Origin of the sequence: Geobacillus sp. CX412 (assembly GCF_027942335.1) — a bacterium.
Lineage (GTDB): Bacteria > Bacillota > Bacilli > Bacillales > Anoxybacillaceae > Parageobacillus_B > Parageobacillus_B toebii.
This window is the reverse complement of sequence record NZ_CP103461.1, coordinates 1,246,336-1,270,992: the sequence shown is the minus strand read 5'-3', so window position 1 is coordinate 1,270,992 and position 24,657 is coordinate 1,246,336. Positions and strand designations below refer to the sequence as shown.

At 43.8% G+C, this 24,657-nt stretch carries 26 protein-coding genes and 1 pseudogene; 7 read left to right on the top strand and 20 right to left on the bottom strand.

Annotated features, from left to right (window positions below):
- Positions 1 to 10: 10 nt before the first annotated feature.
- The 9 genes from paaC to NXM86_RS06655 form a co-directional block, all read right to left on the bottom strand.
- Entirely contained in the window at positions 11 to 853 is an 843-nt protein-coding gene (gene paaC, locus NXM86_RS06695) for a 1,2-phenylacetyl-CoA epoxidase subunit PaaC (RefSeq protein WP_062755114.1), read from the bottom strand.
- Positions 829 to 1,182 (bottom strand): 1,2-phenylacetyl-CoA epoxidase subunit PaaB, encoded by a 354-nt coding sequence (gene paaB, locus NXM86_RS06690; protein ID WP_062755113.1) that lies wholly within the window; start codon positions 1,180 to 1,182, stop codon positions 829 to 831. Before paaB ends, paaC begins: the two co-directional genes overlap by 25 nt.
- An 18-nt stretch (positions 1,183 to 1,200) precedes the next feature.
- Complete coding sequence (paaA, locus tag NXM86_RS06685; RefSeq protein ID WP_062755111.1) at positions 1,201 to 2,169, bottom strand: 1,2-phenylacetyl-CoA epoxidase subunit PaaA; 969 nt, start codon at positions 2,167 to 2,169, stop codon at positions 1,201 to 1,203.
- A gap of 94 nt (positions 2,170 to 2,263) precedes the next feature.
- Entirely contained in the window at positions 2,264 to 3,589 is a 1,326-nt protein-coding gene (gene paaK / locus NXM86_RS06680; RefSeq protein WP_062755109.1) for a phenylacetate--CoA ligase PaaK, read from the bottom strand.
- A gap of 457 nt (positions 3,590 to 4,046) precedes the next feature.
- Entirely contained in the window at positions 4,047 to 4,448 is a 402-nt protein-coding gene (gene paaI / locus NXM86_RS06675) for a hydroxyphenylacetyl-CoA thioesterase PaaI (RefSeq protein ID WP_062755107.1), read from the bottom strand.
- Between the two features lie 376 nt (positions 4,449 to 4,824).
- On the bottom strand, positions 4,825 to 6,294 hold the full coding sequence (locus tag NXM86_RS06670; RefSeq protein WP_498959003.1) for an aldehyde dehydrogenase family protein: 1,470 nt from the start codon (positions 6,292 to 6,294) through the stop codon (positions 4,825 to 4,827).
- A 24-nt stretch (positions 6,295 to 6,318) separates the two neighbouring features.
- Positions 6,319 to 7,470, bottom strand: coding sequence for an iron-containing alcohol dehydrogenase (locus tag NXM86_RS06665; RefSeq protein ID WP_097354645.1), 1,152 nt, complete (start codon positions 7,468 to 7,470; stop codon positions 6,319 to 6,321).
- A gap of 255 nt (positions 7,471 to 7,725) precedes the next feature.
- Positions 7,726 to 8,409, bottom strand: coding sequence for a S8 family serine peptidase (locus NXM86_RS06660; protein ID WP_498958791.1), 684 nt, complete (start codon positions 8,407 to 8,409; stop codon positions 7,726 to 7,728).
- 15 nt (positions 8,410 to 8,424) lie between these two features.
- Complete coding sequence (locus tag NXM86_RS06655; protein ID WP_498958790.1) at positions 8,425 to 8,913, bottom strand: ATP-binding cassette domain-containing protein; 489 nt, start codon at positions 8,911 to 8,913, stop codon at positions 8,425 to 8,427.
- A gap of 111 nt (positions 8,914 to 9,024) precedes the next feature.
- Here NXM86_RS06655 and NXM86_RS06650 point away from each other — a divergent pair, with 111 nt between their 5' ends.
- The 3 genes and pseudogenes from NXM86_RS06650 to NXM86_RS06640 all read left to right on the top strand — a co-directional run.
- A complete protein-coding gene (locus NXM86_RS06650) occupies positions 9,025 to 10,191 on the top strand; it encodes an IS256 family transposase (RefSeq protein ID WP_498958788.1) in 1,167 nt (388 codons plus the stop codon).
- Between the two features lie 73 nt (positions 10,192 to 10,264).
- The gene (locus tag NXM86_RS06645) at positions 10,265 to 10,735 is read left to right on the top strand and encodes a HAMP domain-containing protein (protein ID WP_498958787.1); all 471 of its coding nucleotides are present in this window, start codon (positions 10,265 to 10,267) and stop codon (positions 10,733 to 10,735) included.
- Between the two features lie 62 nt (positions 10,736 to 10,797).
- A pseudogene (locus NXM86_RS06640) lies at positions 10,798 to 10,923 on the top strand (ATP-binding protein); the annotation flags it as partial.
- Between the two features lie 208 nt (positions 10,924 to 11,131).
- Here NXM86_RS06640 and megL read toward each other — a convergent pair.
- Positions 11,132 to 12,322, bottom strand: coding sequence for a methionine gamma-lyase (gene megL / locus NXM86_RS06635; RefSeq protein ID WP_498958786.1), 1,191 nt, complete (start codon positions 12,320 to 12,322; stop codon positions 11,132 to 11,134).
- Between the two features lie 126 nt (positions 12,323 to 12,448).
- On the bottom strand, positions 12,449 to 14,125 hold the full coding sequence (ilvD, locus tag NXM86_RS06630) for a dihydroxy-acid dehydratase (protein ID WP_062756255.1): 1,677 nt from the start codon (positions 14,123 to 14,125) through the stop codon (positions 12,449 to 12,451).
- 190 nt (positions 14,126 to 14,315) lie between these two features.
- Here ilvD and NXM86_RS06625 point away from each other — a divergent pair, with 190 nt between their 5' ends.
- The 3 genes from NXM86_RS06625 (at position 14,316) to NXM86_RS06615 (ending at position 17,565) form a co-directional block, all read left to right on the top strand.
- A complete protein-coding gene (locus NXM86_RS06625) occupies positions 14,316 to 14,873 on the top strand; it encodes a VanZ family protein (protein WP_223812194.1) in 558 nt (185 codons plus the stop codon).
- A 330-nt stretch (positions 14,874 to 15,203) separates the two neighbouring features.
- On the top strand, positions 15,204 to 16,328 hold the full coding sequence (gene proB / locus NXM86_RS06620; RefSeq protein WP_062756253.1) for a glutamate 5-kinase: 1,125 nt from the start codon (positions 15,204 to 15,206) through the stop codon (positions 16,326 to 16,328).
- Positions 16,329 to 16,332: 4 nt separating this feature from the next.
- Entirely contained in the window at positions 16,333 to 17,565 is a 1,233-nt protein-coding gene (locus NXM86_RS06615) for a glutamate-5-semialdehyde dehydrogenase (RefSeq protein WP_498959002.1), read from the top strand.
- Between the two features lie 36 nt (positions 17,566 to 17,601).
- On the opposite strand, the gene NXM86_RS06610 is transcribed toward NXM86_RS06615, so the two are convergent.
- Entirely contained in the window at positions 17,602 to 17,886 is a 285-nt protein-coding gene (locus NXM86_RS06610; RefSeq protein ID WP_062678017.1) for a DUF3784 domain-containing protein, read from the bottom strand.
- Positions 17,887 to 18,046: 160 nt separating this feature from the next.
- Positions 18,047 to 18,469: a GtrA family protein gene (locus NXM86_RS06605; protein ID WP_498958785.1), complete on the bottom strand. Its 423-nt coding sequence runs from the start codon at positions 18,467 to 18,469 to the stop codon at positions 18,047 to 18,049.
- A 467-nt stretch (positions 18,470 to 18,936) separates the two neighbouring features.
- Between NXM86_RS06605 and NXM86_RS06600 the strand changes: the two genes are divergently transcribed.
- The gene (locus tag NXM86_RS06600; protein ID WP_171698932.1) at positions 18,937 to 19,317 is read left to right on the top strand and encodes a hypothetical protein; all 381 of its coding nucleotides are present in this window, start codon (positions 18,937 to 18,939) and stop codon (positions 19,315 to 19,317) included.
- Between the two features lie 148 nt (positions 19,318 to 19,465).
- On the opposite strand, the gene NXM86_RS06595 is transcribed toward NXM86_RS06600, so the two are convergent.
- From NXM86_RS06595 to NXM86_RS06565, 7 genes are all read right to left on the bottom strand, one after another.
- A complete protein-coding gene (locus NXM86_RS06595) occupies positions 19,466 to 20,014 on the bottom strand; it encodes a shikimate kinase (protein WP_498958784.1) in 549 nt (182 codons plus the stop codon).
- A 57-nt stretch (positions 20,015 to 20,071) separates the two neighbouring features.
- The gene (gene aroD / locus NXM86_RS06590; protein ID WP_062756240.1) at positions 20,072 to 20,851 is read right to left on the bottom strand and encodes a type I 3-dehydroquinate dehydratase; all 780 of its coding nucleotides are present in this window, start codon (positions 20,849 to 20,851) and stop codon (positions 20,072 to 20,074) included.
- A 484-nt stretch (positions 20,852 to 21,335) separates the two neighbouring features.
- The gene (locus NXM86_RS06585) at positions 21,336 to 22,190 is read right to left on the bottom strand and encodes an HAD family hydrolase (RefSeq protein WP_498958782.1); all 855 of its coding nucleotides are present in this window, start codon (positions 22,188 to 22,190) and stop codon (positions 21,336 to 21,338) included.
- A 20-nt stretch (positions 22,191 to 22,210) separates the two neighbouring features.
- Positions 22,211 to 22,501, bottom strand: a complete 291-nt coding sequence (locus NXM86_RS06580; RefSeq protein ID WP_498958781.1) for a nucleotidyltransferase family protein — start codon at positions 22,499 to 22,501, stop codon at positions 22,211 to 22,213.
- A complete protein-coding gene (locus tag NXM86_RS06575) occupies positions 22,485 to 22,937 on the bottom strand; it encodes a nucleotidyltransferase substrate binding protein (protein ID WP_498958780.1) in 453 nt (150 codons plus the stop codon). Before NXM86_RS06575 ends, NXM86_RS06580 begins: the two co-directional genes overlap by 17 nt.
- 61 nt (positions 22,938 to 22,998) lie before the next feature.
- A complete protein-coding gene (locus tag NXM86_RS06570) occupies positions 22,999 to 23,250 on the bottom strand; it encodes a DUF6930 domain-containing protein (RefSeq protein ID WP_498959001.1) in 252 nt (83 codons plus the stop codon).
- Positions 23,235 to 24,530 carry a plasmid pRiA4b ORF-3 family protein gene (locus NXM86_RS06565; protein ID WP_498958779.1) on the bottom strand — a complete coding sequence of 432 codons (1,296 nt, stop codon included), beginning with the start codon at positions 24,528 to 24,530 and terminating at the stop codon, positions 23,235 to 23,237. Before NXM86_RS06565 ends, NXM86_RS06570 begins: the two co-directional genes overlap by 16 nt.
- Positions 24,531 to 24,657 lie beyond the last annotated feature (127 nt).

The window sequence follows — 24,657 nt, the reverse complement described above, 5'->3', positions numbered from 1 at the left end:
AACTTGTAGATTACCACGCCGCTAGAGGGTCGATGCGATATACTTCCGACAATGTCATAATCGCTTCATCTAAATCTGCCGTATGTTCCCCGTTTCGTCCGTTGCCTCGCTTCATGCCGAACTCGCTTGGCAAATCGAGGTTTACTTCTTCAAAAATCGGTTTCATCGCTTGAACCCAACGTTGTTTTAACGTCTCTTCGCTTTCGATAATTTCGAATTCCGCCATTCTATCTCCTTTCGCTCCGAGCGTCAGCACCCCGCCAAAATCTTCAAATACTTTCGCAACCGCATTTTTCATACGTTCGCGAGCCTCTCCTTGAACATTCGTAAGTTGAATGAACCATGTTCTCCAATGCATGAGGTGGTAATAAAGTTCCATGTTGATTTTGACAGCAACTTGAGCGAGTGGTTCATACGAACTATGTTTCAACGAGTCGATGCGCACTTTTTTCGCCTGCGTGTAAAAATAATGACGAACAACGGTAAACGCCCAATCATAGCGGGGCTCGTGCAAATAATGACCAGGACCGTTTACCTTTTCGAGCAAAACTGCGTTTCGGCGTTCGGACGATGGACGTTGGTGCGCCAAATCGTCTGCCTTTCCGATACCAATGTCTTCTAGCAATTGATAATACATTGCCGCATGACCCATCGTATCTTGATTAATGGAAGAAAATGCGATATCCTCTTCAATGTGCGGCGCGAGCCCAAGCCATTCCGAACCGCGATAAGCGAGAATAAAATCGTCATCCGCTAGCTGAAACAATAGCTCAACAAGCGCTTCTTTATATTCGGGATGTTGCTGAAGTTCCTCTGGTTTCGTGATTTTCATCGTTGGATCTCGCCCTTCCATGAAAGAATCTCTTTTTCATCGAACATTTTCTGTTCGTATTGACGCCATTTCTTTTTCAAGTATCCATACCCTTTTGTAGTACGATAATCTTTATTATCAAGTCTCTTTAACGATTCTTTTTCTTCTTCCGTCATCATGCGGATGTCCGATCGTTTCACGACCCATATGTCGGAAACAGTTTCGCGCCGCATAAAATTTTCTTGCGCCATCACTAAAGCGATTTCATGGTTTGGAGCAAGCAGGCTAAATTGATGCTGAAGCGGCGCTGTGTCATTTCTCCTACTAAATACCTCAAACACTTGATAAAAACCTTTTCCGCTATCACTCATTGCCCATTCCCCCACTTCTCACACTGCTGCTGATTGACCGCCTAACGCTTCACGAACCCAAGCGTTATTGTGGTACGATAACTCTCGAAGACGAAGCCGCTCTTTCGATTTTGGTCCATTGTTGCGAATAATTTCTTTGAACCTGTCCCAATCTGGCTGTTTGTAAACCCATTTCCCTTTCACTTCATCAAAATGCATCGTTTCATCTGGAAGTTTTAATCCTATCGACAAAATGCGTGGCACATATTTCGTAAAGAAATCTTGGCGTAATTGTTCATTTGTTTTCGTCCGTATGCGGTATTTAATCGTAATGTCTTGCTTCGATGTTCCCGTTGTTGCTGCGCTATCAGGACCGAAAAACATTAACAATGCTTCCCACCAACGATTCAATGCGTCTTGCAGCATCTCTTTTTGCTCTTTCGTTCCTTCTGCAAGCGCCAAAATAATCGATTCGCCGTGCTGGGCGTGGAACACTTCTTCCGCACAAATCCGCTTTAACGCCCGGGCATACGGCCCGTAAGAAGCATCTAGCATGTTTGTCTGCGTAATAATAGCAGCTCCGTCAACGAGCCAGCCGATCAATCCTGCATCCGCCCAAGTCGGCGCAGGCATATGGAACACGTTATGGAACTTTAAATCTCCTTTGAACAAATCTTGCATAATTTCCTCGCGCGTTTTTCCAAGTGGTGCCATTAAATCTTCGGCAACGCGGAGAAGAAGCTGACCATGCCCCATTTCATCCTGCACTTTCGCCATAATGCCAAGCTTTCTTCTTAACGAAGGAGCTTTCGGAACCCATTCCTTCTCCGGAAGCGCTCCCATAATTTCGCTAATACCATGCATCGCAATAAGCTTAATTAACGTCATGCGATAGTCTTCTGGCATCCAATCATCTGCTTCAATTTTTTCCCCCGCTTCAATTCTCTTCATAAACCGCTCGTACTTTTCCTCTTCAGATAGCCGTCTAAACAATGTTACTACAGGCATCTCTCTCCTGCCTCCTAATTAATTATATAACGTTTGTTTAACGTAATTATAAAATAACGTTATAAATATTTCAATCATAAAATTACTAATTTTCTTATAATAATGCTTTTTCCTTACGGTAATCTACGATACGAATCGCTTTCCCTTCTGAACGTGGAATGGATTTTGGTGGATGGACGTTGACGTCGATAGACACAAGACAGTGGGTTTTCAACAAATACTGTATTCGCTTCACCAAATCGCGGACGCGTTCATCGTGAAGATCACTTCCGATTTCTTGATAGAATCGCTCGCTTACCTCGACTTGCAATTCAACGACATCAAGCGTTCCTTTTCGTAAAATATGAACTTGATAATGTGGCGCAAGCTCTGGGACTGTCAATAAATAATGTTCTATTTCTGATGGGAAAACGTTAACACCGCGTATAATGAGCATATCATCAACACGCCCTTTAATTCTCGACATTCTTGTTGTTGTTCGTCCACAGATACACGGTTCTTTCGTAATTGAAGCGATATCACCTGTGCGATAGCGAATGACTGGAAACGCCTCTTTTGTCAAGCTGGTAAAGACAAGTTCTCCTTCCTCACCTTCTCCCACTGGCTCGAGCGTATCTGGATTAATGACTTCTACAAAAAAATGGTCCTCGGCTACATGCAATCCGTTCTGCGCTTCATGACACTCCATGGCAACCCCAGGTCCGATGACTTCACTCAATCCGTAAATATCACACGCTTTAATTCCAAACTCCTGTTCTAACGTTCTCCGCATTTCCTCCGACCAAGGCTCTGCTCCGAAAATCCCGTATTTTAGCGACGTTTGTCGCGGGTCTTTGCCAAGCTCTTTCATCCGTTCAGCAATGTTCAATACATAGGAAGGTGTACCACAAATAATATCTGGCTTAAAATCTTCAATAATCATAATTTGTCGATCCGTATTCCCTCCTGATACCGGAACAGTCACTGCACCTAACCGCTCGCTTCCATAATGGAGACCTAATCCTCCAGTAAACAATCCATATCCATAGGCATTATGCACAATATTTCCCGGGACTCCACCCGCAATTGCAATAGCGCGTGCTACAATGTCTGCCCAATGGTTGATATCGTTTTTTGTATACGCTACCACTGTTGGTTTTCCGCTCGTTCCGCTTGATGCATGGACTCGGACACAATCTTGTATGCTTACCGCAAGCAGTCCAAATGGATAATTATCCCGCAAATCTTTTTTTGTCGTAAAGGGCAACTTTTTAAGATCATCTAACGTGCGGATATGATCCGGTTTTACACCAATTTCGTCAAACTTTTTGCGATAAAATGGTACATGCTCGTATACCCGCTTAACTGTCTGTTGCAACCGCTCTAATTGCAACACTCCCATTTCCTTTCTCGAAGCCGTTTCAATACGATGTAAAATCATTCTCCCATCTCCTTTTTAAAGCGTTTTTATCAATATTTTAAAAAATAAATATACATAACGTTTATTTAATGTAGTATATATTTATCATCATATATAAGTTGAAAATATTGGAATAGTGGTCGGTTTTTGTGGACATCTAATCCACATAAATGCTCATAGAGTACTTGCATCGAGAAAACCTCCTTGAGATCGATGCGGGGATGAGCGGCTGAAGCAGTAACTTCTCATTGGAACTTTAATCCTGCGCGCTCCCCAAACGAAGTGACATTCGCAAGTGTACCAGGCTGCTTGGGCCTGTCTGTTCATCGTACTCAAGATACCAAATTTGAAACGACCTCTGTTCGCTTCCCTAGAATTTCCTATAATCATTTGGACAACTTTTTCTGCTCTATGCAAAACCTTGGTTGCTTTTTGAACACTCCCACGAAACTGAACTTTATTTTCACTTCTTTGATATTTACGGAACAAGTTTGTCTTTCTTGCGATATACCATTCCTTCGGCTAAAGCAATTAACACTTCTTTGTCATTTAAAACCTCGATTCGATATACCCCAAGACGGTTTGGTTTCGTTTCTTCGCGTGCGATTGCCACTAACCTATCGCCTATTCCGCTAGCTTGCATATAATACATTGTCATCGCGATACCAACCGCTGTTTGATTATGAGAGTTGCTAGCACAGGCAAAAGCCACATCAGCCAAAGAAAAAATAGCTCCTCCATTGGTACTACCATGAAAGTTCAGCAAATTTTCCTTTACTTCCATTGATACTTTTGCATATCCTTCCCCGACATCTTCTATAGTGATGCCTAAATAATTAGCAAAGGGATCTTCCTTCATTTTCCCAATAAAGCCACCCATCTTCCTCACCCCCTTAATTGCTTTTTATCAATAGTTCTATATTTGGTAAAATTAATTTTTATGGATGATGTACTGTGCCACTTCTCCTATTCCTGAAACAATTCGAAGGGATAAGACAACTACTTCGACATCTGCTTTTCTTCTGATAAGTGCTAAAACAATGCCATCACAAAATATTTCATCCTCATTTTAAGTTATATGATATAACGTTTATATAACGTAATGAATATTATTATTATATTTATATTAAAAATATCTAGAATATTATAAATTGTCAATCGTTATTTTATTGCTTTTACGCGAAAAAGAAGAATTTCAAAAATAATGGTCTTTCCTGAGAAGAACATGGAAAGACCTTAAACGAGTAATGGTTATTTTATAAGCCATACCAATTAAATTTCTCTTGACTTAAATCAACCCACACATGTTTTGTTTGTGTATACATGTTCATTGCTTCTATACCAAGCTCACGTCCAAATCCGCTTTGTTTCATTCCGCCAAACGGGGCGGCGCTGTCTAGCATACTAAACGTATTAACATACACTGTTCCAGCTTTCAATCCGCGTGCCATTCGATGGGCGCGGGCCAAATTTGTTGTCCATACACCTGATGCTAATCCGTAAATACTTTCGTTTGCCTTTTTTAATGCATCTTCTTCGTCTTTAAAACGAATAATGGATACGACAGGACCAAAGATTTCTTCCCTTGCTATCGTCATATTGTTGTCAACGTCCGCAAATACGGTCGGAGTATAATAGAATCCATTTCCACACTCTTCATTTCGTTTACCTCCTGTTACAAGTGTGGCACCTTCTTGCTTACCAATTTGAACATACCTTTCAATGATATTTAACTGCTCTTCGGATACTTGCGGACCCATCTGTGTATTCGGGTCAAGCGGATGGCCGACGCGGATTGACTCTGCTTTGCGGGCAAACTCTTCGACGAAACGGTCGTAAATAGTTTCTTGTACAAACAGCCTTGAACCTGCCGCACACACTTGCCCTTGCGCAAAGTAAATGCCAAATAATGACCCACTAATTGCCGCATCAATATCAGCATCGTCAAACACGATATTTGGGGATTTTCCTCCTAATTCCAGAGAAATCGGCTTTAAATGTTTACTTGCTGCCTGCATAATAAGCCTTCCTGTTGCCGTTGAACCGGTAAATGCGATTTTGTCCACATCTGGATGAGAAGCAAGTGCAGCTCCAGCTGTAGAACCATATCCATTCACTACATTGATAACTCCATCTGGAATACCGGCTTCCTGCAACAGTCTTGCAAGTTCCAATACACTAATCGGTGTTTGTTCCGCTGGTTTGATCACAATCGTATTCCCGGCTGCCAGAGCCGGCGCTAATTTCCACATTGTCAGCATGATCGGGAAATTCCATGGAACAATTGCGCCGACTACTCCAACTGGCTCACGAAGCGTATAATTAAAACGATTTGCTGGAGACGCAAGCGTATCCCCTTGAATTTTGTTTGCCATTCCCGCGTAAAATTCAAGTACATCAATGGCCGCTGGAATGGCGATCAGCTTTGTTTCATTAATCGTAAGTCCGTTGTCATTTGATTCAACTTCTGCTAAATAATCAACATTCTCCCATAGTTTTTGGGCAGCTCGATATAATAATCGGCCGCGTTCACTTGGAGACATCGAAGCCCATGGACCCGATTCAAATGCTTTGCGGGCCGCTTTTACCGCCAAATCAATATCAGCTGCATCCCCTTCTGCGATAATTCCGTTAATTTCTTTCGTTGCCGGATTAATCGACGTAAACGTTTTTCCAGAAACAGAATCTACCCATTTTCCGTCAATGAATAGTTGATACTTTTTCATCATCTTCCCCCTTTACCCATAGCTTTAGTAAGCGATTTCAAGGATACGTAAAACATCTTCCTTTGTTGCCTCTCTCGGATTAAATAAAATCGCAATCTCTTTTAAAGTATCTTCTGCAAGTCTGTCAAATTGTTCTTTTCTAACACCTAACTCCCGTAAAGTAGGAATATCGATTCTTTTAGATAGTTTTTTAACTGCATCAATTGCACATTGAGCAGATTCTTTAATAGATAAACCTTGTACATTAAGCCCCATAGCAATAGCAATGTCTTTGTATTTTTTCGCAACATTTTCGCATTCCGCATTAAATTCCATTACATAAGGTAAACAGCAAGCGTTCGCCACACCGTGAGCTAACCCGCAATGAACGCTAAGTGGGTGGGCAATCGCATGAACCAATCCAAGCACTGCAGAATTAAAAGCGTATCCAGCCAACATGCTTCCGAGAAGCATATTTGTTCGAGCTTCTTTATTTGTTCCATTTTTATAAGCTTCTTCAAGATTATTGAAAATGAGTTCAATCGCTTTTAGCGCATTAATATCACTTGGGATGGAGGCAGCTTTTGAAACGTACGCTTCAATAGCATGCGTCAAAGCATCCATTCCAGTGGCCGCTGTAACCGCAGGCGGAAGACCAATAGTTAGTTCAGGATCTAGCAAAGCGATCGTTGCTCCACAATGTTGCCCGCCAATAACCATCTTTTTTAGACCCATCGTATCGGTAATCACAGTAAATGCCGTCACTTCACTGCCCGTGCCTGCTGTAGTTGGAACGGCAATGAGAGGTTTTGTCGGGCTTTTTACAAGGTTTAATCCATCATATTGATGAATAGGCCCTGGATTTGTTAGCAAAATATTGATAGCTTTCGCGCAATCAATTGTGCTTCCGCCACCAACTGCAATGATTGCATCCACCTGTTCATTTTTCGCTAATTCCGCCCCTTCTTCCACGATTGTATCTGGTGGATTTGGAAGTACTTTATCAAAAACAACAACATCCACTTCCACATTACTTAATAGATTATGAACATTATCTATAATACCTGCTGCTTCCACACCGCTATCATACACTAATAGGATCTTTTTCGCATCAAATTGTGCTAAAACTTCTGGAAGTTTTTGAATACTTCCCTCCCCAAATATTGCTTGGCTTGGAATTCCAAATTGAAATTCCATGCAAAACCCTCCTTCAATATTTCTTATCCTGCCATTTGCAAATACTATTTCACCATTAAGATTAAAATTACATAATTTTAAAAAATCCCACCTTCTTTTATAAAAAATTAAGAAAATTAAATATATTTAGATTATATATGATATAATATATTATATCAACATTAACTACAACATTTTGTAATTGATAAACTTAACAAATAGCGTTTAATCTAATCTCTTCAGCTCAGTACCTTCATTTCTTGAAGATACATCAATTTATGTAAAATCATTTTTCTTCTCCTTGTTTCTATATAAATTTTCAAAATACATAAATACATCCCCGCTTTGCCAGTCTTGATGCTCCTGTAAAAGGCGGGCCACTGAGGCAGAAAAATGCGCAGCGGCAAAACTGTGCCCGTGAATGTTATATAATTGCAGGTTAATAGGTAGTTCACGGGGATAGCCACAAGCACGGAAAAACTTTTTCGTTACAAACCGCCATTCATGGCGAGGAACTTCCCCAGCACATACCCCTAAAACCGTTTCGTACTTCGCAGGCCAGTAAAGCTGATTCCCTTCATCATAAGCGGATACCATCACAATTCCTGCCTCGTACGCTGCTTGGCAAGCTTCCCTCACTTTCTTGTCATCCCTCGCAATTCCAAGACTCAAATTAACAATATTCATCTTTTCATTAATACACCAATAGATGGCTTCTGCTAAAACAGAAGGATAGGTCGCCAATTTTTCATCGAAAATTTTCACAGCAAAAATGCGGACGTCCGAGAGTAGATATTTGAGCACCGCTGTAACAGCAGTTCCATGTCCCAGTCGGTCTCGAAGGTCGTCGTGGTATTCGATCCACCCCTCCCTGTTCACACGCAAGGCGATGCCGCCGTCAATCCCGTTTATATGTGAATGATAAGGATTCACACCGCTATCTATGACATCAATTTTCACTTCATTTGCTGAGAATTACAAGCTTGGCTGATAGACGCTTCCACTTCGCTCCTCTCCTTTCTCCCCTGCACGTTCAGCCACCTCGATTTTATTTATCATTTCCTCATAGCTAGTTGTCTCTACAATTTTTCCATTCTCAATTACCAAGCAGCGATCTAACCAATCAAGCGATGCAATTCGGTGCGAAATAATGATTAAAGTACGGTTAGGGCGAGCTTTGCGCCATTCATCGATCCTGGTAAAAATTCCCCTTTCCGCTAGAAAATCCAGTCCGCTTGTCGCCTCATCCAAAACAAGAAGAACTTCGGGATTTCGCAGCAACCCACGGGCAATGGCGAGACGCTGTTTTTGCCCCCCAGAAAATAATTTGCCCTTTTCGCCAATGACCGTTTCATACTGATGAGGAAGACTCTGAATTTCATCGTGTAGGCCTACTTGCCTGCAAACATGGAAAAGCTCGTTTTCTGTTATTTGTTTTCGCTTTTCCTCAGAAAAGCCAAGCAATAAGTGATGATGTATAAAAGTTTGTGTAAAGCATTTTGCTAGAACAAAAGAAAAAGGTAGGGTATTCTCTGATTTGGACCAACACATTCCAGAGAAAGGAGAACCCTACCTATGTCTAAAAGTATACCGAATGTCGACTGGACAAATCAACTGGAAAGCGTCATTCGTCAGTTTGTAAAGGAAAAATTAGAACTGATCATGCGGGAAGAAATCAAGAATTTCCTCGAAATAGAACAAGCCGGAACATCGAATATGAGAAACGGCTACTATCAACGAAATCTAGATACGCAATATGGCCGGATGGAAGGTCTTTTGGTCCCTAGAGACCGAAACGGAGAATTTCAAACGCAGCTGTTTGCCCCTTACCAACGCCACACGGGCTGGCTGGAGGAAGCCATCATCAGGATGTATCAAAGTGGCATGAGCACACGTGAAATTGGCAAGTTTATCGAACGAATTCTAGGAAATGCTTATTCTCCAGCGACGATCAGCCGTATTACCGATGTAGTGAAGGAAGACATCGAGAAATGGCACACTCGTCCACTGCACAAGCGTTATTCTGTCTTATATTTGGATGGTTTATACGTAAAACTTCGTCGCGAAACCGTGGAGAAAGAAGCCATTTATGTGGTGTTAGGGGTGAATGAAGAAGGATATCGCGAAATTCTTGATTTCTTTGTGGGAGGACAGGAAAGCGCCTATGTATGGCAGGAGATTCTTCAACAACTCTACAACAGGGGCGTAAAGGAAGTGCTTCTGGGCGTATTCGATGGACTACCGGGGTTGGAGGAAGCCTTTAAGGCGGTTTGTCGGAAAGCCGATGTGCAGCGTTGTGTCGTGCACAAAGTCCGCAACACGCTCCATCGTGTTCGGAAAAAAGACCAATTCGAAGTGGCCGAGGATCTCAAGCTGATTTATCGCGCGCCGAATAAGGAGATGGTGTTACAAATGTTTCAACAGTTTGAGTCGAAATGGTCCAGCAAATATCCAAGAGAAGTTCAATCTTGGGCCAATGAGTTGGATGTCCTCCTTACATTTATGGATGATCCAAGCAGTATTCGAAGTGTGATTTACACGACCAATGCCATCGAACGAACGATCAAGGAGATTCGGAAACGCCTAAAACCGATGAACAGTTTGAATAGTTTAGAAGCCGCTGAAAAAATCGTGTATTTGACCATTCAAGATTTTAATGAGAAATGGGCAGGGCGAAAGTTGCGAGGATTTGCCGAAGCGCATGAAGCCCTCGAGCGAATGTTTGAAGAACGTTATCATTAACCAAATACTGTAAATAAACAAAATAGGGGGATTCTCCCTTTCCACACAGGAGACTGAATATTCAGTCTCCTGTGTGGAGAAAATCAGTCCCCTATCAATTCAAATCCATTTCAGAGAAACCCTACCCCATTTACATTACACAAAATTCTTGACGGTACCGATCAAACAAATCACCTTACAAAAATTAATAGATTATAAAAAATCGTTTTCCTTTCAGTTTATCAGTTTATTATGTTTCGTTGCTATTATTTTAATTATCAGCTCCATCGCGATTTGGAAACATTTTACTAATCCAATCAAGGAACTTCTCGAGGGAATTAGCTCAATAAGTGCAGGAAATTTTCGTACCAAGATGACAAAGCCGTCGTTACACGAATTTAATGTACTTCACTCTTCGTTTAACAACATGGCAAAAAAGTTGGATGATCTAATCAGCAATTACGAAGCACTGCATTTACAACTAGAAGAAAAAGTAGCAGAACGGACCGCTCAACTGACAAAGGTTAATGAATCTTTAAAACAAACTAATGAAAGACTAAAATAGCTCGAACAAACTCGCCGTGAAATATTTGAAAATATCGCACATGACTTAAAGACCCCAATTATAAACCTGGAAATGGCTTAGGACTAACAATCGTTAAAGAAATTGTTCATGCTCATGGTGGAAAAATCGACGTTGTAAGCAAACTTGGTGAGGGAACAACATTCACCATTTATCTCCCAATTTGTTAAGAATATATTTTCGAGATACAAACATGTTGACAGTTCTATGCCTCCACTTTTTCTCTTACTACATTAAATAAATGCAACTTGCTGTTTCATCTTTATGAATTTTTTATTCTAAACTTATATACATGTATAGCCCGTGTCCTGGCAAGTTAGGCAACACGGGCAATCCAATCACCTTAGTCCAATTACACTTCTCCAAACATTCGCCTTGTTATCTCGCTAATAAACAAAGCGCCTTCTCCAAATCATCCCAAATATCTTCCCACGCCTCTAAACCAACGGACAAACGGATCAATTGGTCGCTGATTCCCATCTTTATTCTTTCCTCTTCCGGCACCACAGAATGGGTCATCGTTGCCGGATGTTGAATTAACGTTTCCGTATCGCCAAGGCTGACAGCGATTTGAATGAGCTGAAGATGATTGAGAAAGCGCTGGGCGTCTCGTTTTGTGCCTTTAATTTCAAACGAAATCAAGCCGCCACCGCGTTTCATTTGTTTTTGATAAATCGGATAATCGCGATTGTCTGGATCAGCAGGATAGCAAACGCGTTCAACGAGGGGATGTGTTTTTAACCGTTCCACAATTTTCTCTGCATTATCGCAATGCCGGTCCATCCGCACCGGAAGTGTTTTTAATCCTCTTAGCAATAGCCAAGCGTCAAACGGGGAAAGAACGCCGCCGATATCTTTTTGCGTTGTTTTCGCGATTTCCTCCATCAATTCTTTTTTCCCGACCGCGATGCCGGCAATGACATCGCCATGGCCGCCGATATATTTCGTGGCACTATGAACGACGACATCGCAGCCAAACTCAAGCGGCCGCTGCAAATATGGCGAACAAAACGTATTGTCCACCACAACCGTAATTCCGTACTCTTTTGCCACGTTCACAACCATTTGCAAATCAATGAGTTTCATCGTTGGATTAATCGGTGTTTCCACATAAATGCAAACCGTTTCCGGGCGGATAAGGCGGCGGATCTCCTCTTCCGTTTCCATCGCGCAAAAATCGTGGGAAACGCGATATTTCTTTTTCAACAGCTGCAGCAAACCAAACGTACATCCGTATACTCCTTGCGAACAAATAATATGGTCGTTTGCTTTCGTTAACGCAAGCAATACCGCCGACACGGCCGCCATCCCGGAGCTAAACGCGAGCGCCGCTTCCCCACCTTCCAAACACGCCATTTTTTCTTCCAGCATCCGCACCGTCGGATTGGCAAGGCGCGAATAAATATAGCCGTCTTCTTGCCCAGCAAACCGCGCTTCTCCTTGTTCCGCCGTGTCAAACGTAAACGTCGATGTTTGAAAAATCGGCGCCGCCAAACTGCCAAGATGCTGTTTCGCGTCATATCCGTGATGAATGATGATCGTTTCCATTCGTTTATTCATATTGTTCATTCCCCCCTATATTTCTATCATATACACCTTTACCTAAACTGTAATCGTTTTCATATAGATTTTTTGCAAAAATAAAACCTGTTCGCTCTGGTCATGGGGCCGGCGAACAGGTTTTTTGATAGGCTGTTAAATTTTCATAATCCCGCCCGTGCTCGCGGAAGTAACGAGCTTCGAGTAGCGTGCGAGATAGCCGGTTTTTACTTTCGGTTCAAACCCTTTCCAGTTCGCTTTCCGTTTTTCCCATTCTTCGTCAGAAAGCTTTGCGTTAATCGTTCTGTTCGTAATATCGATTTCAATAATGTCTCCGTCTTCAATAAAGGCAATCGGACCGCCTTCCGCCGCTTCTGGGGAAACGTGTCCAACCGATAAACCGCGGGATGCCCCTGAGAAACGTCCGTCGGTGATAAGCGCGACTTTTGTTCCAAGCCCCATGCCGACGATTTGCGAAGTTGGCGCGAGCATTTCCGGCATTCCCGGTCCTCCTTTTGGCCCTTCATAGCGGATGACGACAACATGGCCTGGTTTTACTTTCCCGCTCGCAATGCCTTCGAGCGCCTCTTCTTGCGAATCAAATACGATCGCTGGCCCTTCATGGCGCGTAATGCCGGCTTGCACGCCTCCTGTTTTAATGATCGCGCCATCTGGAGCGAGATTTCCAAACAATACGGCAAGTCCGCCTGTTTCGGAATACGGGTTATCAATTGGGCGGATGACATTATAGTCTTTGACTTCACAGCCGGCGATGTTTTCCCCAAGCGTTTTTCCGGTTACGGTCAACGTATCGAGATGCAGCGTTCCTTCTTTTTTCGCTAATTCATTTAATACGGCTGATACGCCGCCCGCTTCGTGCAAGTCTTCAATATGGACATCGGAAGCTGGCGCCAGTTTGGCAAGATGCGGAACGCGCGCGGCGATTTCATTAATTCGTTCGAGTGAGTAATCGATCCCTGCCTCGTTTGCAATTGCAAGCGTATGTAATACGGTATTTGTCGAGCCGCCAAGCGCCATATCAAGCGCAAACGCGTTATCAATCGCTTTTTCTGTGACAATATCGCGCGGTTTAATGTCATGCTCGATCAAATACATTAATTGTTTCGCCGATTGGCGAACCAATTCTTTCCGGGCCGGGTCGACCGCTAAAATCGTGCCGTTTCCTGGCAGCGCAAGCCCTAACGCTTCCGCCAAACAGTTCATCGAGTTGGCTGTAAACATTCCCGAACAGGAGCCGCACGTCGGACAGCCGTATTTTTCTAATTCCTGCAATCCTTGTTCATCAATTTTCCCTGCTTGATAAGCACCGACCCCTTCAAATACGGAAGAAAGCGAAATTTTTCGCCCGTCGCTCGTCACGCCAGCCTTCATCGGTCCGCCGCTGACAAAAATCGTCGGAATGTTTAGCCGCATCGCCGCCATCATCATGCCCGGCGTAATTTTATCACAGTTTGGAATGCATACCATTCCATCAAACCAATGCGCGGAAATCACCGTTTCGATCGAATCCGCGATAATTTCGCGGCTTGGAAGCGAATAGCGCATGCCGATATGCCCCATCGCAATCCCATCGTCGACGCCGATTGTATTCATTTCAAACGGGACTCCGCCCGCTTCGCGAATCGCTTCTTTGACAATTTTTCCGAACTCCTGCAAATGCACGTGTCCCGGAATAATGTCAATATACGAGTTCACCACGGCGATAAACGGCTTGTCAAAATCTTCTTCCTTTACGCCTGCCGCGCGCAGCAAACTGCGGTGCGGCGCCCGGTCAAATCCTTTTTTAATCATATCGCTGCGAAGCTTTCTCAATCTAAATCCCTCCGTTAGTAGTTTTGTAGTCTCGATGTTTTTAGTATTGTACCATTTTTTAAAATAAAATGACAATTATATTTATTTCGATAACGGCGATTATCCCTTTAAATCTATCACTTTGTCAAAATTGGAAACTGCTTGAATTCGTACGTGGTTATATATTACAATTCTAAAAAAAGGAGAGTTTATGATGTTTGATTTTAAGGTGCCATTGATTGGTTTTGTCGTCATTTGGACATTATTTCGCGGTATTGTGTACATACGGAAGCGAACCTTTTCTGTCAAACACGAAACCATCCATGGATTATTCGCTTTTTCCCTTGCATTTATATATAGTGTGACGATTTTCCCATTTCCGTTTTATATATACCCGCACTTACAAGAGGAAATGTATGCCGGCATCAATCTCATTCCACTTGCGAGCATCCGGCAGTCGCTTCACCATTTTTACTGGCTCGTTCCCTTGCGAAACATTGGCGGCAATATCACGTTGTTTATACCATTTGGGTTTTTTGCTTCTTGTTATTCTTCTATCCTTCGTCCGAAAACAATCGTTATCGTCGGATTTCTTCTTTCCTTATGCATCGAAATCGTCCAATTGTTTTTCATTCCGTTTCGGGCTTTTGATGTCGATGACATTCTTTTAAACACATTCGGAACAGCAATCGGAGTATTATTGTTCCGTCTATTAGACCGGCTGATGGTTAAGACATCTCGCGCTAAGCAAAGCAATTACTCTAGTTAATCATCGTTGTCGAAGAAAAACCCCTTGACAATTTTCTGATTTGTATGGATAATTTCTAACAAATCGTTGATACGGAAAACGGTACGGGACTAGTAAATCGATGGAACGTGCAAGAGAGTGGAACCCGTAGGCTGGAAGGTTCCTCACGGGAAGTCGATTGAACCTGCCCTAGAAAGGCCGCTTATGCAAACATAAGCCGTCCGCCCTCGTTACGGGCAAGAGGTGGGCGCATGATGCGCCAAAAAAGGTGGTACCGCGGAACGCTTTTTCCGTCCTTTTGCAAGGAAGGGAAAAAGCGTTTTTTATTGGCAAATAGAAAGGAGGAAAAACGTGAAAAAGCAGCGAGTCGTCGTGAAAATCGGAAGCAGCTCATTAACGGATACAAAAGGCGCTCTTTGCCATGAAAAACTTTTCGATCATGTCGAAGCGATCGCCTATATCAAACAATTAGGCCACGAGGTCATTTTAATCACATCGGGTGCGGTCGCCGCTGGATTCGGACCGCTCGGCTATCCGTCTAGGCCGACTACCACCGCGGGAAAACAAGCAGCGGCAGCCGTCGGGCAAGGGCTGCTCATGCAAGGCTATATTTCCGCATTCAAACAGTTCGGTATTACGACAGGACAAATTTTATTAACAAGAGAAGACTTTTACAGCCGTGAACGGTTTCATAATTTATTTTCCACAATCACTACATTGCTGGCATGCGGAGTTTTGCCGATCATCAACGAAAACGACTCCGTGTCCGTCGAGGAATTGACGTTTGGCGACAACGATATGCTTTCCGCGCTTGTCAGCGGCTTTTTGCACGCGGATGCGCTCATTATTTTAACGGATATTAACGGACTATATGATGATAATCCGAAAACGAATCCGAAGGCGAAAAAATATGCATTTCTTCCTAATATTACCGATGAAATGATTGAAGCGGCGGGCGGCAGCGGCTCCGCGGTTGGAACAGGCGGGATGAAATCAAAGCTTCTCGCCGCGCAAAAAGCGCTCTCATTTGGAGTAAGCGTCTTTGTCGGAACGGGTGCGGGGAAAGAAAAACTTTGCGATATTTTGGAAGGAAAAGGAGACGGGACATATATCGGCGCGCCGTTTCATGGACATATGCAAATGCGCAAACAATGGATTGCATACCATGCACCGGTCGCCGGAAAAATCGAAATTGACGAAGGCGCCGAAACCGCCCTGTTGCAGCGTGGAAAAAGTCTGCTTCCCGCTGGCGTTACCGCGGTATATGGAAATTTTTCCGCCATGGATGTCGTCGAGGTCGTCAACCGAAAAGGAGCCGTCATCGGCCGCGGTCAAGTATATTACTCCGCTAGCGACTTAGAACAAATCAAAGGCCTTTCTAGCAATGAAGCGAGAAAATATTCGATTAACCATCGACCAGAAGTAATCCACCGCGACAACTGGGTATCATTACGAAAGGAGAGTGTCGTAAAATGAACGAATTGCTTATAAAAGCAGAACAGCTTCAACAAGCAGCGAAAACGTTAGCCCTTCTGTCAACAGAAGAAAAAACGAAGCATTAACGCGCATCGCCGAAGCGCTGATCAAACAAAAAGAATGGATTTTGCAAGAAAACGAAAAAGACGTTGCGCTTGGAAAAGAACAAGGTCTTTCTCCTGCTTTAATCGACCGATTGCAGCTAACAAACGAACGAATCGAGCAAATTGTCGACGGCGTCCGTCAAGTTGCGGATCTTCCTGACCCAATCGGCGAAATCGTCGAAGAATGGACGCGGCCGAATGGGCTTCGCATTCAAACAATTCGCGTGCCTCTCGGTGTCATCGGAATGGTGTATGAGGCGCGCCCGAACGTCACCGTCGATGCCGCAAGCCTTTGCCTAAAAACAGGAAACGCCGTCTTATTGCGCGGCAGCTCATCGGCGCTTCATTCAAACAAAGCGCTCGTCCATGTCATGAAGGAGGCGCTTCGCGATTCCGCCATCCCTGCCGATGCCATCCAGCTTCTCGAAGACACGAGCCGGGAAGCGGCCCAGCAAATGTTTCGTTTAAACGGCTACTTAGATGTATTAATTCCACGCGGCGGCGCAGGACTGATTCGCTCCGTCATCGAAAACGCCACCGTTCCCGTGCTGGAGACTGGCGTTGGCAACTGCCATATTTTCATCGATGAATCGGCGCAAAAACAAATGGCCATCGATATCGTCCTAAACGCGAAATTGCAACGCCCATCCGTCTGCAATGCGGTGGAAACGGTATTAATTCATCAAAACTGGCCATATATCAGCGAACTCGTCGAAACATTGCACGCGCGCGGAGTAGAGCTGCGCGGCGATTCGCAGCTTGCTTCATCGTATTCCTTTATCCAGCAGGCTGCCGAAACCGACTGGAGCACCGAATATTTGGCGCCGATTTTAGCGGTTAAACTCGTACAAGACGTCAAAGAAGCGGCCGACCATATTAACCGCTACGGCACGAAACATTCCGAGGCAATTATTTCCGAACAAAACGACAACGTCCGCTTCTTTTTCCAAGCGATTGACGCCGCCGTGCTTTATCATAACGCCTCGACCCGCTTTACCGACGGCGAACAGTTTGGCTACGGGGCGGAAATCGGCATCAGCACGCAAAAACTGCACGCCCGCGGTCCAATGGGATTGCGCGCGATCACCACGACGAAATCGCTCGTATACGGCACGGGGCAAATTCGCTCCTAAAGGAAAAAGCCGAATCCAGCTTGTCGGATTCGGCTTTTACTCTACCATTTTGACGTTCGCATAAGCCGCAAGCGCCACATGGCCAATAACGGCAATCGGAAAAATCACGATCATATCAGGATGGTCAATCATGCTTCCAGCCGCTGCGGCAATGCCAACGATCATATTATATTTCCCTACGATTCTCGCCAATTTTTCTTGATCACGAATGCGCCGCTGATTATATCCGGACAGCAGCCACGTATATTTTTTCGCCCCGATAAAATACGCCAGCAAAAACGAAACGACTGCTAAAAACAGCAGTTCGAAAGAGTAAATCACTTAGTCACCTGCTCCCATCCGTTTATCCTATTTCTTATTATTTATTATTGTATCATTATTTTTATGGAAAATTAAGACTATTGTTCTATATGGTACCGTTTTGCACATCCGATTCGGAATATCAGGCTCTAACCAATCCAAAGTTTGTCGTACACCCATGTTAGGAATGGGACGGTTTTGAGGCAAACACCCAGAAGCGGCTGCCGGCAAAATTGACGGCAATGCCTCCCAACGTCGCGATCAGTTTTCCGGCAAACAACGGCCAGTGCCCAACGTCCCGGCAGAGAAAGAGCAGAAGAAGCGTCACTGCCAGCGACAGCACATTCACCACGATAAAACGCAAAAACTCTCCGATGTTCGCTTTTCGTTTTACCCGAAACGTCCACATCCTGTTCCATACATAGCTGTTGACCACACCGACGGTATAAGAGCATACTTGCGCCAACAGCGCGGAAACGCCAAACGAGGCAAGAAGAAAAAAGACAATAAAATCCACAAATGTATTTCCAGCTCCAACAAGGCAAAAACGCCATAATGTTTGAATATTTTTGCGGCTGTTCCACGCAAAACGATGCATTTTCATGCTTATTTCCGACTCCCCACACGTCTTTCACGATATATAACGAACGTTGCTTCACTTCCTCGTATAAGCAACCGATATATCTCCAACAATCCTAAAGCATAAGCTACAAAACAGTATAACCATCAGATGCGGCGGCTATTTCGCTACCGTGGAATAAGGAAATATCTTTAATTATAATATCACATCACTTGAGGAAGAAAGCATGTCAATACGATAAAAATGGAAGAACATTAATCCAAAAAACAATAGCAAGCCGCCGCCTTTTCTCGGGCATTTTCTCTTCTTTTTCTAGTGTTTCTTTTTCCCACATCATCAATATAAAAGTACGATGAAAATTGAGTATAAACTTTCTCAAATGAAAGTGATGGACTCATTCGACAATCTTTTATTCCCGTAAGCATCGTAGATTTTCCTTTCCTCCTCTTCTTTCTTCTTTTATAATGAGATAAGTAAGGGAGGTGAGAGAAATGGAACAGGAAACAATGCTAAAAGAAATTTTGAAAGCATTGGAGCTTCATTCCAACCATATGCACACAAAAATGCAAGAAATGGAAAACCGTTTGGAAACAAAAATGAAAGAAATGGAAAATCGATTAGAAGCAAAAATGCAAGAAGTGGAAAATCGATTAGAAGCAAAAATGCAGAAAATGGGAAATCAGCTCAGAACAGAAATGAGACAGATGGTAGAAAATCTTGAAGAAAAAATGAACGAGCGATTCAACCGTTTAGAAACAAAAGTAGACAGCCTGCGCATCGAACTGTCGGAAACACAGGAAACGGTCGATTTCCTCTCAAGCAAAACGCTCCAGCATGAACGGAAAATCCGCGAGTTGTATCGGCAACAATGACCGTCTCCTCTCTTCATTTTCCTCCTGCTGCTCCTTAAGTGTTTCCTTCGGCAACGAATCACCTGAAAATAACATTCCTTGATTCAGAGACGTATCATAAATTCCAACAGAAAACACCCTTGTACAAAACAAAGGGTGTTTTTCCTGATTATTCCGTATCCCGCTCGCGAATCAATTCCATTACGCGAGTTGCTACCGTTTCCGGATCAAGCCCATCCGTCGCCACGCGATAATGATGCTGAGAATAAGCTTGTTTCCGCTGTTCAAATAATTGCATGATTTCCTCGAGCGTCTTATTTTTCAACAAAGGACGGTCATGGACAATGGACGGAAGACGTTCTTTCCAGTTTTCCCATGACAAATCGAGGAAAACGACAATGCCGTGGGATAAACAAGCCTTTCTTACTTCCTCCTGCAAATACGCGCCTCCCCCAAGGGAAATAATTTTTAAGCGGGTATTCGTGCAAAGATCAATGATCAGTTCCCTCTCCACTTTTCGAAAATAGTCTTCTCCCATTTGTTCAAAAATGGTCGGAATCGACATTTGATGCCGTTTCTCGATTTCCCGATCTACATCAATAAAGTCCCGATACAACTTTTTCGCCACAAGCTGGCCAATCGTTGTTTTTCCTACTCCCATAAAGCCGATTAACACGATATTTCTTTCCCGAAGCGGAATGTTGCAATATGTACCCATATCTGCCGCCCTTTCTTTACAACAAATCATAAAAATTATTTGCTCCTTCCATATCCATTAGCCGTGAAACATATGCTTTTGCACAATATGAAGGACTTCTTTCAAATCCTCGATTGGGATTTGGCCTGGTGCCGAACTATTTTGACCAACAGCAAAAGTAACTGCCGAACCAAACATCCATCCAGCCAAGCGAGTAATGACCCCTAATCCTCCCATTGACATGGTGATAAGGGGGATGCTTAACTGGCTTCGTGCCTCTTGGGTCGCCTGGAATAAAACAAGCAAGTCTTGCGGAGAAGCAGGCATAACAGCGACTTTGGCAATATCAGCACCATATGATTCCGCCTGCAGCATTTTTTGGACAAGTTCTTCTTTTGGGGGAGTTGAGCTGAAATTATGATAGGACATAATCATGCGAATGCCATATTCCTTTGATACTTGGCGAAGCGATGCCAATTCCTCTTCATAAAGCAGCTCGTAATCAATCATATCCACTAATCGGCTTTTGCACACTTCTGTAAATAGTTCGATTTTTTCTGTTTCTGTTAACGGAACAGGATTCCCGCCTTCCTTTTCCGAACGAATCGTAAAAAGAATGGGAATTTCTCCTGCAATTTTTCGAATGGCTAATGCTGTTTCGAGCACTTTTTGTGGATCGTAAATATCTTTAAAAAAGTCGGCGCGCCACTCAATAATATCAGGCCTCTTTCGACATACTTCTTCCGTCTCCGACAAAATTTGTTCCATACTCGCTCCTACTATAGGAGTACAAATGCATGGCTGTTCTCCGCCAATTTGCGTGCCCCTTACGGATACAATTTTTTGTGATATATTCATGATTATCCCCCTATTCTCGATATCCTGACTTTTCTGAAATGGCCTTAGCCCCTTCTTTGGCTATTTCTCTATTGCTTCAGAAGTGAATCGGTTCGTAGGACCTAAAACAGTCAAACATGCCTTAACTTCACCGTTAATATGAAAATAGGCACAGCCATCGCCAATCCCAGTGCTATAACGAATGACACTTTCAGACATAAACTGCGGCACAACATAGAACATAACAACAGACGTATAAATCAAAAACCGCAACAATTGCCTTTATTCATAATAGTACAACAAAATGAGGCAGTCTGAAAATCCTTCCAACCAATATTCGCGATGGATTCATACAAATACAGCCAGCCCTCTGTTTATAGAGAGCTGGCTGTTCACATGCGTTTGCTGCAAAAAATTCTGCTTGCCGTATTGAAAAACTTTGATTTTTCTTAACAGAGTCCATTGAATACGGAATAAGACGATGGAAAGAGCATGATGCCCACCGTCACTGTTTTCGTTTGTCGATCAGTTCTTCCAACACGATCGCCACGCCGTCTTCCTCGTGTGACGCAGTGACTATGTCGCTGACTTCTTTTAATTCCGGTGCGGCATTTTCCATCGCGACGCGGTATCCGGCGACGGCGAACATCGATAAATCGTTATGGCTGTCACCGAAAACAACCGTATCTTTCAGATCGATGCCATAATGGGCGGCCAGTTTTACAAGCGCCTGTCCTTTCGTCGCCTGTTCATGGTTAATTTCGATGTTGTTTGGGTGCGACGAGGTGACAGTAATGCCGGAAATGCCGTCAAACTGGGCAGCTGCTTCTTGTAAACGTTCTTGATCGAGAGAAAAAATGAGCACTTTATAAAAAACGGTTTGCCGATCTTCCCAGATGGCGCGGATGTCATCAACATACGTCACGCGCGCCTGCTGGAACTGCTTTTCGACGATGCGCTTTAATTCGGGAGCGATATCGCTTGCCTGCTCGGCCATCGCCTCAAGATGGGCGCGGTTATGGAGCCCGACGTAGACGGCATCGCCCGTATAAATTTCGAAATATAAATCCGGCTGCGCGCGCACCCATTCGAGCGCTGGAATCAACTTTTCCTTGTCAAGCGGCACATCGCCAAGCACCGTCCCATCTTCTAATGTCATCACCGCGCCATTTAAACTCATAATCGGGCAAACAAGCCCCGCATCCCGAAGCGGCGCGCGCGCGTCTTTATACGCCCTGCCCGTCACGATCGCCACGATATGGCCTTGCTTTTGCGCTGTCACAATGGCCTCTTTATTTCTTCTACTTACCTGTCCATTCGAATTGAGCAGCGTCCCGTCCATATCCAATGCGATTAACACTATTGCATCCCTCTTTCTCATTATGTACGTTTGTAAATCACTACTCCATCGCGGTCAATTTGCCGTTTTATTTCTTCATTTAATGAATCGGCAAACAGTACATCATAGGAATAAATTCCGACAATGTCATCGATATCTTGAACAATTTTTCCTTTCTGTTCTCCTTCATAATCAATACACAAATCAATATCCGAATTATAACGCGCCGTATCCCTGGCCCTTGAACCAAATAAAATCACTTTCCGAATGCCACGTTCGCGTTGAAAGTAGTCCAATAATTTTCGATATACATCTTCATGAATTCCATACATCGCAATCAATCACTTCTTTTTTTATATTTTCAAGCAGCTTTTCGATTTCCCCCACATATTGTGCTATTATCTTGTTTTTAATTTTTTCATAATCATCCTCATTATAGACATGAACCGTCGCATTACGCGAACTTACAATGTCGTTCCACGTATCAATATTTTCAATCCATCCTTCTTTGAATGTTAGCCTGTAACAAGCACGCGGATTGCTTAATTCGAGTCCCCAAGACTTAAAAACCTTCGATAATAATTTCCACAATTGATCCTCTAAAATTTCGTACTTTTTGACAATCGAATCACGGTACACTTCTTTGGTGATGTCATCTGGATTTTTGATTTGCTGGAAGACATGAATAATATTTTTCAAATGCATCAGTAATCGATACACATATTGATACGACAATATAATAATGGATTCTTTATATTTGTCATCCAAAATATAATAATGGATTCTTTATATTTGCCATCCAAATCTAGACTCCTCCTTGAATCTCATCCTAAAACATTTCAAAAGTTCTGCGGACATGTTCGGACGCAGGAGTCCGCGGCACTTCCATCGTCCGGATCGGCAGTTTGCGCAGCACCGGGGCGAGCATTTGCTTCGTTTCTTTTTTCATGCGGATTTCCCGCGGTATTTTCCCGAGCCGCAGAAGCATGTCCAAAAAGCTTTTTTGCACGCGCATCGCCACATTCTCGATCGGAAGCAAATCGTTATGGATGATAAACCAAGTGTTCACATCCACCGCCAGTACAAATATCGGAAAATACGGGCGCTCCCCGCGCTTCTCTTGAACCGGCCGGTTGATATACCCGCGTCAAATTCGATGCTGCCATGGTATACTTGTCCAATATTTTTCACCATTTCAATCAACTTCGGATCGACAAGCAGTTCATACGTCGGCGCTTTTTCCTCGACTTCCAGCTCGGCAAGCGGAATGAGGTCATCGCGCCAAACGACATTCCCATCCTTCTTTTCACCGATGCGGGCAAACATCTTTTCATCCTGCGGAAACACTGAAAGCGAAAGTTCTCCTTCCCCAGCGCGCCGCGCGACATCCAACGCCTGATCAAGCGCCACTGTCGCCAACTTCGCCTCCTCTTCAGAAATCGTCCACGGATAGTACCCTGGGTCAAAGCTGCGAAACTGCGGCCACTGCTTTTTGCCGCGGAATGTCATGCCTAGGGAGCGGAGGAGCTCATAGTCTTCCTTGCTTAATTCATTTCGGTCGGCAAAGGAAATGAGCACCGCCCGCTGTGTATAAACAGGATCTTGTTCGGTATATGGCTGTTTGAATAAATGCTGCAGGCTTTTGTATCCTTGCTCCCCGATATATACGACCATGCCATGCTCTTGGCCAAGCGCGCCAATGACGGAACAATATAAGCGCTCGTTCGTTTCCGGATCGATGACAAGGAAAATTTCATCATCATCCATCCATTGCCACGGCGCTAACCGGTTAAACGCCACCGCTTTTTCCAACAGTGCCCGCCATACGTTGCCTTGTGTGGCCTGCGCTCCCTTCTCCATCTCTTTTCGCGCTTTCTTTTGGATTTCCTTGCCAACTTTTTTGCTCAGTGGAGCCAGTTTTGCATTGACCATTGCTGTCAATTCCTTTGTCTCGATCGCCTCTGGATTCCACCCTTCGCCCATGCTGTCTTCTTCAGGCGCAACACGCACCGCCTTGAGGCAAACTGGATAGACGAGATCTGGCTGCGGCTTCACTATTTTTTCAAGCACGATCTCATGTTCCCAATCGTCGCCGAAGTCATAAATATACAAGCAGCGGTCTCCCTCCTGCACAAGCCAATCGAAAAGCCGCTCCTTATGATCATTGCCGATTTCGATGCGCAGCTTCGCCGTTCCGCGCATCTTTGTGATGTAAAACGTATGCAAATGCCGGTCTTCCCAGTCAAACGCTTTTTGCAGCACGCGATGAAGCTCGGCAAACGTCATATCGCCTGGCACCAATAACCGCCGCCATACCGGCGGGCGAATACCTTTTAACTGCACCTTTAGTTGATAAATCAATCTATTTACCTCCATATCATCGAGAAATTTTCCTTCTTTTCATTCTATCATTTATTTATCACCATTGCTAAGAAGATGGCAAAATGGTACAAAATACGATTGCAAGAAATGATTAACACAATAGATC

Coding starts and splice junctions, on each gene's coding strand:
- paaC (WP_062755114.1), bottom strand. CDS start 853: ATGGAAGGGCGAGATCCAACGATGAAAATCACGAAACCAGAGGAACTT.
- paaB (WP_062755113.1), bottom strand. CDS start 1,182: ATGAGTGATAGCGGAAAAGGTTTTTATCAAGTGTTTGAGGTATTTAGT.
- paaA (WP_062755111.1), bottom strand. CDS start 2,169: ATGCCTGTAGTAACATTGTTTAGACGGCTATCTGAAGAGGAAAAGTAC.
- paaK (WP_062755109.1), bottom strand. CDS start 3,589: ATGATTTTACATCGTATTGAAACGGCTTCGAGAAAGGAAATGGGAGTG.
- paaI (WP_062755107.1), bottom strand. CDS start 4,448: ATGGGTGGCTTTATTGGGAAAATGAAGGAAGATCCCTTTGCTAATTAT.
- NXM86_RS06670 (WP_498959003.1), bottom strand. CDS start 6,294: ATGAAAAAGTATCAACTATTCATTGACGGAAAATGGGTAGATTCTGTT.
- NXM86_RS06665 (WP_097354645.1), bottom strand. CDS start 7,470: ATGGAATTTCAATTTGGAATTCCAAGCCAAGCAATATTTGGGGAGGGA.
- NXM86_RS06650 (WP_498958788.1), top strand. CDS start 9,025: ATGTCTAAAAGTATACCGAATGTCGACTGGACAAATCAACTGGAAAGC.
- megL (WP_498958786.1), bottom strand. CDS start 12,322: ATGAACAATATGAATAAACGAATGGAAACGATCATCATTCATCACGGA.
- NXM86_RS06625 (WP_223812194.1), top strand. CDS start 14,316: ATGATGTTTGATTTTAAGGTGCCATTGATTGGTTTTGTCGTCATTTGG.
- NXM86_RS06605 (WP_498958785.1), bottom strand. CDS start 18,469: ATGAAAATGCATCGTTTTGCGTGGAACAGCCGCAAAAATATTCAAACA.
- NXM86_RS06600 (WP_171698932.1), top strand. CDS start 18,937: ATGGAACAGGAAACAATGCTAAAAGAAATTTTGAAAGCATTGGAGCTT.
- NXM86_RS06595 (WP_498958784.1), bottom strand. CDS start 20,014: ATGGGTACATATTGCAACATTCCGCTTCGGGAAAGAAATATCGTGTTA.
- aroD (WP_062756240.1), bottom strand. CDS start 20,851: ATGAATATATCACAAAAAATTGTATCCGTAAGGGGCACGCAAATTGGC.
- NXM86_RS06580 (WP_498958781.1), bottom strand. CDS start 22,501: ATGTATGGAATTCATGAAGATGTATATCGAAAATTATTGGACTACTTT.